Raw genomic sequence first — 15,014 nt, 5'->3', positions numbered from 1 at the left:
TAAAATGAGCCGTGTCGTAAGATATGGTGGACAACTTGGAGGTGTTTTTGCGTTGGCAACTCGAGTAAGCTATCCCGTAGAAGTGAAAATGCAAGGTCATTAAAATGAGATTAGCGTTGTGTCACCAGAAGCCGTAGTCGCCTGGACGGAGTTTATTCGCGGCGGAATGTCCGTAACTGCTTCCAACCATCGAGGACTTGTTCCGTGTTCAACCGACTGATTTCTCTTGGCAAAGAGAAGAGCCTTAGCGTAGCGATTGCACTGGTGCAGGTAAGAGAAAATCGGCTGCCGTTTTCATTGAGCTAACGGGCAGGATAGTAAGAACTTCAAACTAAATATTGGAACTTTTTGGTTGTTTTTTCGTTTAATGAAATGGAGGTGAATTACTTGAGCGATAGACCCAGGACATTTTTGTTATTTGGAATATTTATTTGCTTGATAATCATTGCAATGAAGCCTGTCCCTCAATTTAGCTATAATGCTCCGCAGACACAGGTGCCTTCTTCTGGCGAATCTGTTGTACAACTCAGTGAAAATAGAATAGCTATCGTGGATACAAACATTAACTCAGGAATGCGAGGCGAAGTTTTTGTTCTTGAGTTTGATGAGACAAAGAAAACTTTTAATCTCGTTGGAAGGTATAATTATGTTGATTTTTTCAGAATTCCAAACAAATATATACCTTAAGCAGGGATGCAAATTAGTGCCCATTGAACTAACGGAAACGTTAGTTCAATAAAGGGGCGCTATACAAACTATGAAGGTGTTGCCATGGTAACAACCTTTGGCATGCTTAAAAAATCGGGGATTTCCAGATCGATTCGAATTATTTTGAACAATCAATGCATTGTGCTTCCCGTCAATTCTCATGATGAATTACGACTCCTTGTATTTGTGTTTTCATTTTCTGTCAAGGGTGGCTCCATATACAAATTACTTAACCTTATCTAGCCGTACTCCCGTGGTGGCTATTTCTGTCGTGCCTTCTTCGATTTCTGCTGGATAATCCAAAGTAAAATACCCTCTTCCAATTCGCTCAATATCATCGTCAGTTGCTGGCCTAATTACAAAAGCTCTGTCCTTGATCCAAATGATTTCTTCATCATGAGTATCAAGTAAATAATCCTCAAACGGTAAATTGACGGCTTTCATAATAAACTCACTCCTAGAGGAAAAGTGGTCTTGGGTTCCCATTATAACCCTTGATGATTAACCTTAGATGAAGAAAATATAACGTTTTATTACAGATAGACGAACATTGATTTTAATTCGTTCATTGTAAAAAAACATCCAGTTTTGATTTGTTGTTGAGCTAAGGAACTATCGTGTAGGAGTTGCCTTTTTGCGGCTCCTTTTTTATTTTCGTTGAAGTAACGGTTAATTCTAGCAGAGGTTACATTAAAACTTATTTGTCACCCAACAGAAGCAGTGAATGAGGGGATTTGGTAGATTGATTTAAACGAAGATGACTCTGCTCAATTAATAAAATTCACACTTCTTTGTTAAGATTCATACTGGACAAAGCAGGAATCCTGTCATATTGTTTTCGTGTGATATAGTGAGAAAGAAGGGTAGGGTATGCCATGTGGAGCCGGATAAAGCCGAAGAAGATGTATTTAAACATATTTATGTATTCCTGCATTGCAGTGAGCTTGCTTACCCTAGTATTTACCGTGTTCCTCAGCCAACAGTTCGCTAAAAGCGCGATGGATGAAACGGACAAGTCCAATCAGGTGAAAATTAATCAAATCGTTAAAACCTCGGAATTTACCCTGCAAAAGTTACGCCAGTTTGCGCTAAGAATCTATTCGGATCAAAGTATTGCGCTCTGGATGAACATGGGAAAGGACCAGTATTCTCCTTTGACATTGGATAAAGCCGCGACAAGTGTAAGGGAATTTATGAGCAGTGAGCCTTTCATTCGAGGCATTTATTTAATTAACTTTAATATTGATCAAATCTACACTTCTGAATCGAGCATCTATACGACAAAGAATTTTTATGACCAAACGATGTTGGACTACATTAAGAATCAAAAAACGCCGTATCTGCAGTATGTTAACCATGAGGTGGGAGGAGAATCGTTTCTTGCACTGGTCGTACCGGCGGCCGGACCTAATCAGAACTATCAGGGATTTGTTGCAATTCTGTTCAGTAAACCATTGTTGAATGAGAACATGCTGCAGATTTCAGCAGATGATCCCAATAAAATTTATATTGAAGGCAAAAATAAAGAGTTCATCCTGGGGAATACGGACCCTGCATTAACCAAAGCGCTAATGGAAATAGATAAATCGGCAGCAGACCAGGGTTGGAAATGGAAGTCTGGCAATGAAACCTGGTCCATTCAGTCAGAACGGTTCCCTGTAGAAGGATGGAATATATATCACATGACGCCGATCTCCTTATGGCAAGCAAAGGTTGCTAAGATTCGTATCCAAATTATTGGTTCTTCGATCTTAATGTTGTTAGCCTTGCTGTTATATTTGTTTTGGCAATCATACCGCAGCTTAAAGCCTCTTAGTGACTTGGTAGCTCAAATACGAAGCAAGCTAGGCAAGGAACATGCTATCCTACAAGCATCAAATGCCGGCAATGAAATGGCATGGATTCATTCCGGTTTCCATTCGCTTGTTGAGAAGATTGAACAATTGGATTCATCGATCAAGAGCAGCAAAGCTTTGGTGAAGGATGATTTCTTGCGTCAATGGATTCTTAATTCGAAGTCATCTAAACCAATTGAAGAGTTTATTAGGAACCAAACGCAAATTCTCCAAACGGGATCGTTCCGCATGGCGGTCATTCGTCTGGAATCGTACGGACGCTTCGAAGAACAGTTCGACTTTGCTTCGCGTAAATTATTGCGCTTTGCATTAGGGAATATTATGGTCGAAGTCCTTTCGAATCACGGGTTTGTTGCGGAAACAGTCGATTTCGGCTCTGATCACATTGTGGCGCTTATTTCTTTGTCTACTTCAGAGGAAGAAATGGCACTAGCAATAGGAGCGATGGATGACGTAAAGGTTCAGATCAGTCGATGGCTTAAGCTGGAAGTGCATGCAGCTATCAGTTCCGTACTTGATGTTGAGGAGAATCTGCAGATTATCTATAACCAGCTTTACGAACTGACGTTAATGGGATTCATTAATCATGAGGATAGGGTGTTTACTTCTGATGATCTGGAGCGATATGAACGAGGCAAAGACAGTGATCTCGATGAAGCATTGCTGAAACAGGTCATTCAATCTGTTCAGCTTAAGAATGATAAAGCACTTGAAGGTTATTTGGATCACCTCACCTTGCATATGCAGGAACTAAGCTATCAGGAATGCAAACTGCAGTTGACTCACATCATTTATTCCATCATGAAAAGCTTCAAAAACTATAAAACGTTTCAAGGGATGAAGAGTATCCATTCTTTTCTGGAACAATTCGCCACATTAGGTGAAGTAAAATCGTGGCTGTACCAGGTGATGCTGCAAACCATAGAACAGAACCGCAAGAAGAATGTTTCGAGCCGAAAGGATGAGGTTGCTGCGGAGATGATCGAATATGTACGCAATCATCTTCACAATCCGATGCTTTCCGTGGACGACATTGCCGCACATGTATCCATGTCTGTGAACTATGCGAGACAAATATTCAAGGACCATTTTAATTGCTCATTATCCGATTATATTACAGACCAACGGATCGAGCATGTCATCAAGCTGCTTACAACGACCGATTGGACCGTTGCTGATATAACGGAACAGTCCGGATTTCAAACCAAGAGTACCTTCTTTTCTGCATTCAAGCGAGCAACCGGGATGACGCCGAACCAATACCGTTTGGGAAAACATGATTTAGAGCATTGAAATTCGTACTCTGATTGTTGGGAAATTTATACTCCCCCCTTTATAACATTTCATACCGATTGATAGATACCGGACTGTACGGAAGCTGAGCAATCCGGGTATGATCTAGTACGAACCGAGCACACCGGATACACGAAACCAAAATGCGAACCATGGTTATATCATTGCTCGGTTGATCATAAAACAGGAGGGGTTAAAAGTGAAGTCAAGAAGTAAAGGTATCTTATTAATGGTGACATCGTTAATACTGGCAGGAACATTGGCCGCCTGCGGTTCGAAGGAGACGGCAACTTCTGAAACCACCAAACCGGCAGCTTCCACGGTGGCCAAATTAGATCCGGTTAAACTGAAAATCATGTTCCCGGGAGATCCGCCGGCCAATTGGAGTGAAGTGAAGGGAGAGATGGAGAATCGTCTTGCCGATTCACTTAATGTGAAGCTGAACGTGGTGTTTATTCCATGGGCAGATGTCCTTCAGAAACGCCAAGTCGCATTATCCTCCGCGGAAGATTACGATCTGATCTGGGATAATAATCCGTATCAAAATATTGCTGCTGGGCTCTACGAACCATTAGATTCAATCATTGATAAGTATGGACCTGAGATTAAGAGCAACCGCTCTGCGCAACTGCTAGAAGCCAACAAAGTGAATGGTAAATTGTACGCAGTACCGCTTGAAGTGAATTTCATTCGTCCGTGGACGTTTGTTATACGCAAGGACATCCGGGAGAAGCTAGGCATTGCTCCGATCAAGAGCTACGATGATCTGGTCAAATTTATGTATGCTGTGAAAGAGAAGGCTCCGGAGATCACCCCGTACATTCCGAACGGCACCGAACATACTGGTTTGAAGATGGCAAGTATGCTGGATCCGAAAGCCAATCTTGCCGCTATATCGAATTATCCTGGACTGTATACCAAAGGCAATGATGGAAAGGCCTATAATATCTTTGATAATATGGATCCTATGATCATGAAAAATTTTGAACAAAATTACAAGTTCTATCAGGATGGGATTCTTGCCAAAGATGCCCTCATTCTTAAAAATGCGGAATTTGCTAAAGGAAAAGCAGCTGTATCAACCTTCAATGATTTCGGTGTAGCTCTTAGTACCCGAACTTCTCTGGAAAAGTCAGTTCCGGGAGCCACCGCAGAAGCATTCAGCTTCTATGATCCCAGCATGAAGCTGGCCTCAACGTTCAAAGCAGGAAATTTCATTGCCGTCCCCGTGGTCAGCAAAAACAAAGAACGCGCCATTCAATTCGTCAATTGGTTAAACCAGAAGGATAATTACGACTTGCTTGCCTACGGAATAAAGGGTAAAAACTGGGAAGATTCGGGCGAAGGCCTTTTTAAACCCATCAAAGAAAGCCCTTATTCAGGCATTCCTTTCGCATGGGGTTGGAACTCCAAGCTGGATCGCATCGATGCCAGCTTGCCGGAAGATGTGATCAAGCTGAACAAGTGGCAGCGGGATCCCAATAATTTTACAGCGGATATTCTTGCCGGATTTACTTTCGATCCAAGCCCGGTATCCAATGAAATTGCACAATTGAGCACTGTGGGTAAAGAGTTGTATGATCCGATAGTTATGGGTCTGGTGGAACCGAAAGATGGTTTAGCGAAGTATAAGGATAAAGCATATGCTAATGTCAAGAAAGTCCAAGTTGAGTATCAAAAACAGCTGGATGCGTACCTGGCCAGTAAAAAGAAGTAAACCGTTATAAAAGCCGGCGACCTAGATTCTAGGTTCGCCGGCTTTTCATATTGGTAAACTCCGGACTTTCGTGTGTGATAAAATTCAAACCTCTATGGGCTGTTATAGTTCAAACTCATTGATAAAAGCAAGACTATACGCCAGCTCCACGAATGGGTAAGATACAAACACATACGAAAGGAAAGGTGAGCATGAACATGAGTATTATACGAGAACTCAGGAAGAACATATGGCTATATGCTATGGCGCTTCCTGTAATTGTGTACGTATTTATATTTTCTTATTTGCCAATGTCTGCACATCTATTGGCCTTTAAACAGTTTATACCTGCTAAGGGGATTTGGGGAAGCCGATGGGTGGGATTTGACAATCTTACATTTTTTTTCACAGGACCTGATTGGTTGGCGGTTACATTAAATACTGTATTTTTGAATCTTTTGTTCATTACGGCAGGCACCGTGAGCTCTTTATTAATTGCTCTGCTGCTGAATGAAATTAGACAAGTGTTTTTCAAGAAGTTAACCCAATCACTTGTGATTTTGCCGCATTTTATTTCCATTATCGTTGTTAATCTGATGGTCTTGAATTTCTTTAACGGGCAGGACGGCATGATTAATCAGCTGCTGAAGGATGCCGGCTTTCAGACGGTCGATTGGTTTCAGACACCATCGGTCTGGCCTATGCTTTTGACCATTATATTCGTATGGAAGGGAGCCGGTTGGGGTTCGATTATATATCTTGCGACGATAACCGGCTTCTCAGAAGAATATTATGAAAGCGCAAGAATTGACGGCGCCAAGCGCTGGCAGCAGATCTGGCACATTACCCTGCCGTTGTTGCGGCCGACCATTATCGTACTGACGCTTCTCGCTTTGGGACGGATCTTCTACGGTGATTTTGGCTTGATTTATGGAATTATTGGAGACAATTCTCTGCTCTACAAGGCTACAGATGTCATCGATACTTATACGTACCGATCCTTGAGGGATTTCTCGAATATGAACAGCTACAGCAATGCTGCGGCAATCGCATTATTCCAGTCGGCCATGGGTTTTATCACCATTCTTTTCTTCAATTGGATTGTCCGCCGAGTTGATAATGACTCCAAGTTATTCTAGAGAGGGGCTTTAGTATGATATTGAAACAACGAGATGCATCCCAATGGACTGTGTCCGCCGTAGCATATGTATTCATAGGTTTTTTTGCCCTTATTTGCCTTATTCCTTTCTGGCTTGTATATATCGGATCGTTCACAGCGGAGCATCAGATTGTTAAAGGCTTTCAAATGTTCCCTACGGAATTTACGCTTGATTCCTATCGTTTCTTATTTAAGGGCAGTCAGGTGTACCGAAGCGGCTTTGTTTCCATATTCGTTACTGTGGTCGGTACCGTCGGGGCAGTGCTCATGACTTCCATGTTCGCTTATGTTACAGCTCATCTGAAGGTGAAGTATCGGAATTTCCTTTCCTTTTACATTTATTTCACGATGCTTTTTGCGCCTGGTCTAGTAGGCTATTATTTGCTCATCTCCAACTGGCTGAACTTGCGGGACTCGTTATTAGCGCTGATCTTGCCACAATTGTTCTCCGCATTCAACGCATTCTTAATGACATCCTATTTTCGAACGCTTCCATTTGAATTAAATGAGGCGGCGACCATGGATGGAGCGCATGAGCTGTATATCTTTTTCCGTATCATCTGGCCTATTTCCATGCCTGTGATTGCAACGATCACGCTGTTCTATGCGCTTTCCTATTGGAATGACTGGTTCAATGCACTGATGTTTATTGACGATCCGCATAATCACCCGCTGCAGATGATGTTAAGAAGAGTTGTGTCCAATGCGCAGAATTTAGATTATTTAAATACGAATGTAAATATTCCGGTTTCAGCGGCAGGCGTTCAGCTTTCGACGGTATGCATCACGATTGGACCGATCATATTCTTATACCCATTCCTGCAGCGTTATTTCATCAAGGGTATGACGATTGGTGCGGTTAAGGGATAGTCGTAACCACTCACATTTTAAACTGTGGAGGATAACTTATGTCGGCTCACAGCAATAAGGAGAATCTAATAGCAAGTCTTTCGGAACGGGAAGCTTCATACAATTCCGCAGTGAAACTGCAGTATGGACCGATTACGAAAACCTACCATACAGCTCTTAAAAAGGATTCTTATCCTTTTGTGCACAGCACCTACTTGTCTGTTATATATGCGTTAGATTTGTTGGACAGTTCGCTGCCTCATTATACGGAACGGGCAACCGAAATATTATCGGTCATCTTGCAATTACAGGATAAGCGTCAGGATAGTCCTACCTATGGTATTTGGTCCTATTATTATGAGGAGCACTTGGACCAGATGGAAGCTCCGGATTGGAACTATGCCGATTTCATCGGCAAGAAGTTGGTCTTAGTGCTGAAGCACCATGGGGATCGCTTAAGCGAAGTGCTCAGACAAGGATTGTCAGAAGCAATAGGGAATGCTTGCCAAGCCATCATGAAACGGGATGTCAGCCCTAGCTATACCAATATAGCGGCCATGGGGGCTTTCGTTACACTCGTTGGCGGCGAGGTCACTAGACAAGAGACATTTGTACAATATGGCCGGAATCGACTGCTGCGGCTTTATGATTACACCATGAGTCTAGGCACCTTTGTCGAATTTAATAGTCCCTGCTATACGCCGATTACGATTGAGGAGCTTCACCATATTCATGAGGAGACCAAGGACTCCATTTCCATCAAGTTAACAGAGCAGCTGCTTCACGTCGCATGGAAAATGATAGCTGAACGTTACCACCCGCGTACGAAGGAATGGGCGGGGCCTCATAGCCGCTCCTATTATCCTATGCTAAGTGAGGGCAGCTTTGAGTACGGTTTGCTAAGAGATGCATCTGAGAACAATTCTAACCCTCAAGCAATTCGTTGTCCCGAGGAACTGTTGCCTTATTTCAGCTTGGAAGAAGAACGGGTTCTCCGCTGTCCAATATTCGTCGAAGAGGAGATGGGCTACCAGAGCTATGCCACCACGTACATGCAAGAAGCATATTGTTTAGGTTCTTTTTCAAAGGACATGATGTGGAACCAGCGCCGGAATCTGATTGCTTATGTGGATAACCATGGTAAGGCCGCCTATATACAGCTGCGTTTTTTGAAAGATGGCATGGACTTTTCGTCGGCTGTCTTCACGGGAGTGCAGGATAGGAGTGATATCATATTCGGAATCAATATGGCTTTGAATTTCGGGGATTGGCACCCTGTACTGGACCCTGTTAACGGTGTGTTTGAAGCGGAGGACCTTCGGATTCGTATAGAAATTGGAGGTTATATCGAGGGGGTGGATTGTTTCTCCGGCAACAAGCTTGATTACGATGCTGCAGTTGTCATCGGTGGTCAAACTTTGCGGGTCAAGCAGTTGTCTACCTTTTCGGACATGGGAGTGCCCTGTATTGCGATCACGAGATCAGAGCAAGAAGGTACCCTAGGCATCGATTACATCATCTATGAAGGACTGAGGAAAGAATTTAATTTCCATGAGTGGAACCAAGCAGCATGGGTGTTTTTATTTACATTATCAGCGCAACCGGAAGAACTGCAAGCTAGCAGCGAATATAACGATGGCTCACTATACGCCTGGTGCAAGAAGCAAGGACGGAAGATGAGCATCACCATCCCTGTGAAGCCGGAACGAATTGAGCAGCTATTCCGAAATAATGAAGTCTCTTTTATGACAGAGGATGTGTAGAAATGACGTCTAAGGGCTGGCTCTCTTTCTTCTTAATGAATATCTGATCTTATAATCGCAAAAACAGGAGGAACATCTTCATGAAGCCGCATTTCCGATATTCCCCGCAGCCGGTGCTCGAACCGGTTCCTGGTTGTGAGTGGGCAAGTAAAATGGTGCTAAACCCAGCTATTGTAAAAGATCCGGCTTCCGATAAGCTGCATATGCTCTTTCGGGCTACGGGTCCATGGTCTCAAAAGCGCAAGGAAGGTAAGCACAATCCATATCCGATCTTTCTGGGGTACGCAGTAAGCAGCGACCTAGGCAAGACGTGGGATGCCGATTTTTCCAGGCCAGCACTTGCTCCTGCTCTGAATGAGGGGTTCGAAGACATCTACATTACAGACATACACGGTAATCGGGTGCGCGATTATTCCAACGGCTGCATCGAGGATCCGCGCATATTTCCAGTGGAAGGGGAGCTGTATCTTTCCGTGGCATGCCGGATGTTTCCGCCGGGACCGTATTGGCTCATTGATCAGGAGCCTTCAATTGATACGCGCAACGACTATGTGCCGAAATGGGTGAATGAGGGTGATGATGCATTCATCGTTACGGCTCGCACTAACAATACCGTAACTGTCCTGTATAAGCTGGATTTAGACATGCTGAAAGCAGGCCGCTATGAAGAAGCCTTTATCTACGTATGCCCATTGACGGAAGGCCATGTAAGTGATAACCGCGATGTTTTCCTTTTCCCCGATAAAATGCGGATTGATAGGAGACTGCAATATGTGATGCTTCACCGTCCGATGACGCCTGCCTTATACCCGCAAGGATCCGAAGTCAAGCAACCGTCGATCTACCTCGCAGCAGCGGAGAAATTAGAGGACTTCGCAACGGACCGGGCAACCCACCGGCTGCTGGCAACCAGCCAATTCCACTGGGAGGACAACCGGATCGGAGCAAGCTGGGCGCCGCTTAAGATTTCAGCTAACGAATGGCTCGTTTCTTATCATGGTAAGAAGGATATCCATTTTGGGTATACACAATCCTTCCTAATTGTACGCGAGCAGGATAACGACTTCCCGATTGTGGCGAGTCGATGCTCTGAGCGCTTAATGTACGCTCAACAGGCTTGGGAGATGCCGAGCGATTATCCTACGCCGTGCTTGTTTACAACAGGCGGAATTATTGCAGGAGATGACCTGATTATGTCTTATGGCGCTGCAGACCAGAAGGTGGGCATTTCTTGGGTGAATTTCGCTGAGCTAGTTGAGTATGTGAAGCAATTTGACGCTAATGGACAGAAGATAGAGGAGTAGTTTAGACGAACATTTATTAAATCGGTGCAAGAAATCGAGAATTTTCGATGAATGGCCGGTTTAACCTAATAAATGTAAGCGCTTATATTTTTGAGGAAGATATGATGAAAATGAGAGTAGGTGGTCTATATGTAGCAAGACTAACTCTATGCATTCGAAGTAAGTTTATCTCGTTTCATAGTGTAGCTTATCAAAAACGTTTTTAGAAGAAAAGAGGACGGATACTTAATGGTAAAAATATGTAAATTGTTGACACTAATTTTGGCATTCATAATGGGATTAACGTTGATCCCTGCCGGAGATGTTCATGGGGCAGGAACTCTGCTTAAAACCGGCAATTATAGCTACAGCGTCGCACCGAATGGGGGTAATTCTCCGGACAAGGGAGTAACCGGATTGATATCCTCAGCTGATGGCGTGCTGCTTGACGGATCAACCTCAACGTATGCCGGATTCATGGGGAGCGGGACGGGTACCCCAGGGAGCGTACAGGTCGTATTTGACCTGTTGAAGGATTACCCGTTGGACAGTATAAACGTCGTGCTGAACTCACCCAATTCGTTTTGGGGATTTAATGACCTTACGGTAAAATACCGCCCGGAGGCTGCGGAGTATTACTATATTGCTGACAAACACACCAGAACACCAGGAATAACCTCAACGAGCCCAAGCTCAGATTGGAACTACTCGGTCAACATACCGATGTCGAACAAAACGGCCAGATTTATTATCATCGAAATTAAGCGTCCTCATGCCTTTCAGCATATCCCCCTCACCGAAGTTCAAATTTATAAAGGGACCGGACAGGAAGGCGTGAATCCCGGATCTGCGCTTACTGCGGAGCAAATGGCTCTCGAACTGAACAAAGACAGCTTATTGGCAGAAAATTTGCTTAAAACCGGAAATTATTACTTTAGCGTTGCCCCGAATGGAGGCAATAGTCCAGACAAAGGAGCAACCGGGCTCGTATCCTCAACCAATGGCGTGCTGTTTGACGGATTAACGACAACGTATGCAGGATGGACGGGGAGCGCGACTGCCCCAGGAACTATACAAGTGGTATTTGACCTGCTGAAGGACTACCCGCTTGACCGTATAAACGTCGTGCTGAATTCACCCAATTCGGCTTGGGGATTTAAAGAGTTTACGGTAAAATACCGCCCTGAGGCTGTAACGGATTATTATTATATTGCTGACAAACACATCAGAACACCTGGAATAGTCTCAACGAGCCCAAGCTCAACCTGGAATTATTCAGTCAACATACCGATGTCGAACAAGACGGCCAGATTTATTGTCATCGATATTAAGCGTCCTCATGCCTTTCAGCATATCCCCCTCACCGAAGTTCAAATTTATAAAGGGACCGGACAGGAAGGCGTGAATTCCGGACCTGCGCTTACTGCGGGGCAAATGGCTCTCGAACTGAAAAAAGACGGCTTAATGGCAGACAAGTACGGGCAGTGGGTTTATGAAACCTGGCCTGGAAAGGTAACATCCGACGAGCAGCTGCAGCAGGAATATACGAATGAGGCGAATGCACTGTCAAATGTTTCACTTGATCTTGCAAAATTCGATCAGTACGGCGGGATTAAAAGTGGAGGAGGTTATACAAGCAGCGGTTATTTCAGACTTCAGCAAATCGATAACAAATGGTGGTTTATTTCTCCGGACGGGAATAAATTTATTCTAAAAGGCGTGGATGCCACAAGTATATGGGAGTGGGGATACGGGACGGCGCTTAAAAAAGCTGATGGTACCCCAAGAGGGGTGTTTGAGGAACTTCCCGATCCAGTCGCTTATGCTCCTGCCTATGTTAATGATTCCAACGGCGAAAGAGTAAGCTTCGTCGTTGCCAATGTTATGAGAAAATACGGCAGCAACTATGAGTCGAAATGGGAGGATATCACAAAGAAACGTTTGATAGATTGGGGCTTTAATGCCTTCAGCAAGTGGACCAGACCCCAAAATATAACTTTTCCGTACATTAATGTCCTGCAAGACCCCGGCGGCTTAAAAAGGATTCAATGGACTTACGATGTTTTTGACCCGCAGAGTGAAGCCATTATAGAGACCGCATTGACCCCTCAGCTTGATAAAGCGAAGAATGACCCGTGGCTAATCGGTTATACTTACGATAATGAGGCCGGATGGACAACCGATATCGTAAAAGAGGTACTGACATATAATTCGTCGTCTCCGGCTAAAAGTGCTTTCGTGGCTTTTCTTGCACCAAGGTACAACAATGATATTGTCGCCGTAAACCAGCTACTGGGTACAAGCGCGGCATCGTTTGACGAGTTAAAGGGTATTTCGATCAATATTACCAAGGTGCCTGCTGCGGATGTATCGGAATATATCAAGCTGGCGTCCAGAACCTATTTCTCAACGGTCAAAAATATTCTCAAAAGACATGATACAAACCATCTGTTCCTTGGATCGTCCGTAGTTCCCACTTGGCGGACCAGCCTGGAATGGGATTCGGCGGCAATGGAGTTTGTAGATGCATTTTCAGTGGACAATTACACGAACGATCCAAGTTGGATTTCCAGATATGAAGCTTTCGGCAAACCGCTGTTGAATCTGGAATATACATTTAGTACTACCCAGCGCGGGTTGTCACCCGTAAATGGGGCTACAAGTGTGGCTAGTATTGCGGATAGAGGTATGGCCTACAAATCTTTCGTGGAAAGCGAAACTTCACATCCGTTGTTTATTGGCTCAGGCTGGTTTTCGTACTTCGATCAAGCGGTTACATGGCGTAAAGACGGTGAGAATTTCAATATAGGCTTAGTAAACCAACAGGATCAGCCCTATACAGATATGGTCAATATCATGAAGACCATTAATGCCGGTTTGGAAAATGTTCATGCCTACGGGATTAACCTCGCCTTGGACAGACCGGTTACAGCCAGCTCATCCAAAACGGCTTCTTTAGTTGCCGGGAATGCAGTCGATGGTAAAACAAATACGAGGTGGGGCTCGAACTACACCGACAATGAGTGGATATATACGGACCTCGGTACAATCCAGCCAGTGAGTAGGGTTAGACTAAACTGGGAGACAGCATTCGGTAAAGAATACAAGATACAGGTCTCCGATAATGCTGTTGACTGGACCGACGTCTACAATACCCAAATAGGCAATGGAGGAATAGACGATATCTCTTTCTCGACAACCAACGCAAGGTATGTAAGGATGCTGGGTTTACAAAGAGGTACCGTTTACGGATATTCACTGTGGGAATTTGAGGTATATGAACAGCCTGGAGCCGCGCAGGATGATATTCCGCCGGTTACGACCGATGATGCGTCTTCTGACTGGAAGAATACGGATATAATGGTGACGCTTGCCGCTACTGACGATCAATCCGGTGTCGAAAACACGAAATACCGGAATAATGACGGGCAGTGGCAACCGTACTCGAATCCGATTACCGTTTCAGCTGAAGGTACTAACATTTTGGAATATATGAGCGTCGATAAGGCCGGAAATGCCGAAACCCCGAAGAGCCTGTCTATCAACATAGATAAGACTGCTCCGGTCACTACAGCCGGATTACCTCCGGCAAATGAAAACGGATGGTATCATTCGGATGTAAAGTTGACCTTAAATGCGTCGGATCCGTTATCCGGTATCCATAAAAGTCAATATCGGATCAATGGCGGCCAATGGCAAACCTATGATAGCGTCATCAACGTTTCAGCTGAAGGAACGAATACGATAGAGTATCAAAGTAAGGACGAAGCAGGAAACACGGAAGAGCTAAAGAGTGTAGTCGTGAAAGTAGATAAGACAGCACCGGAAATGCAAATGAATCAAAATAAAAACGAACTGTGGCCGGCTGATCATAAAATGGTGACCGTAACGGCCGACACTTACGGCACATTAGACCCAATTTCTAGTATTCAGTCCATCGTTTTAAAATCCATCACCTCCAACGAACCGGATGATGGTCTTGGAGACGGAGACACCTCGCAGGATATTCAAAATGCAGACTTTGACACACCGGATTATATGTTTGATTTGAGGGCTGAGCGATCCGGAAGCGGAGGAGGACGGGTATACACCATTACTTACGTCGCTACGGATTATGCAGGTAACGAGAAAACAGTAATATTGACGGTAACCGTTCCGAAGAACCGATGACAAGGATGATCTGATAAACAATGGCTCTCGCCCTAATTGTGGGGGCCATTTATGATGGGGGTTGTTACGAAAAGAGCAACTTTGCTTGAACGAAATTCAACTGTGACTTCTTTATTGCGGTTTCCCGAACAATATGATGATTGGGAGCGTACGAAAACAATTGAAAATAAACTTCAGAGCATTATTAATAAACGAAACAAACCATGATGATAAAATAGGGGTGATCTCGGCAATCGT

General features: G+C 44.2%; 9 protein-coding genes. 8 read left to right on the top strand and 1 reads right to left on the bottom strand.

The window, feature by feature from the left end; translation table 11 throughout:
• The first annotated feature begins 387 nt into the window (after positions 1 to 387).
• Positions 388 to 687 (top strand): hypothetical protein, encoded by a 300-nt coding sequence (locus ASD40_RS17950; RefSeq protein ID WP_057304561.1) that lies wholly within the window; start codon positions 388 to 390, stop codon positions 685 to 687.
• A 246-nt stretch (positions 688 to 933) separates the two neighbouring features.
• On the opposite strand, the gene ASD40_RS17940 is transcribed toward ASD40_RS17950, so the two are convergent.
• Positions 934 to 1,152, bottom strand: a complete 219-nt coding sequence (locus ASD40_RS17940) for a hypothetical protein (RefSeq protein WP_057304559.1) — start codon at positions 1,150 to 1,152, stop codon at positions 934 to 936.
• 431 nt (positions 1,153 to 1,583) lie between these two features.
• Here ASD40_RS17940 and ASD40_RS17935 point away from each other — a divergent pair, with 431 nt between their 5' ends.
• From ASD40_RS17935 to ASD40_RS17905, 7 genes are all read left to right on the top strand, one after another.
• Positions 1,584 to 3,857, top strand: a complete 2,274-nt coding sequence (locus ASD40_RS17935) for an AraC family transcriptional regulator (protein ID WP_057304558.1) — start codon at positions 1,584 to 1,586, stop codon at positions 3,855 to 3,857.
• A gap of 199 nt (positions 3,858 to 4,056) precedes the next feature.
• On the top strand, positions 4,057 to 5,574 hold the full coding sequence (locus tag ASD40_RS17930; protein ID WP_235549299.1) for a DUF3502 domain-containing protein: 1,518 nt from the start codon (positions 4,057 to 4,059) through the stop codon (positions 5,572 to 5,574).
• Positions 5,575 to 5,771: 197 nt separating this feature from the next.
• Positions 5,772 to 6,692: an ABC transporter permease gene (locus ASD40_RS17925; RefSeq protein WP_057304557.1), complete on the top strand. Its 921-nt coding sequence runs from the start codon at positions 5,772 to 5,774 to the stop codon at positions 6,690 to 6,692.
• A 14-nt stretch (positions 6,693 to 6,706) separates the two neighbouring features.
• Entirely contained in the window at positions 6,707 to 7,582 is an 876-nt protein-coding gene (locus ASD40_RS17920; protein WP_057304556.1) for a carbohydrate ABC transporter permease, read from the top strand.
• Positions 7,583 to 7,620: 38 nt separating this feature from the next.
• The gene (locus ASD40_RS17915) at positions 7,621 to 9,324 is read left to right on the top strand and encodes a hypothetical protein (protein WP_057304555.1); all 1,704 of its coding nucleotides are present in this window, start codon (positions 7,621 to 7,623) and stop codon (positions 9,322 to 9,324) included.
• An 80-nt stretch (positions 9,325 to 9,404) separates the two neighbouring features.
• On the top strand, positions 9,405 to 10,628 hold the full coding sequence (locus tag ASD40_RS17910) for a hypothetical protein (protein WP_057304554.1): 1,224 nt from the start codon (positions 9,405 to 9,407) through the stop codon (positions 10,626 to 10,628).
• A 228-nt stretch (positions 10,629 to 10,856) separates the two neighbouring features.
• Positions 10,857 to 14,777 carry an OmpL47-type beta-barrel domain-containing protein gene (locus tag ASD40_RS17905; RefSeq protein WP_057304553.1) on the top strand — a complete coding sequence of 1,307 codons (3,921 nt, stop codon included), beginning with the start codon at positions 10,857 to 10,859 and terminating at the stop codon, positions 14,775 to 14,777.
• Positions 14,778 to 15,014 lie beyond the last annotated feature (237 nt).

It is taken from the genome of Paenibacillus sp. Root444D2, from assembly GCF_001426375.1.
Classification (GTDB): domain Bacteria; phylum Bacillota; class Bacilli; order Paenibacillales; family NBRC-103111; genus Paenibacillus_E.
This window is presented reverse-complemented; position numbering and strand designations above follow the sequence as displayed.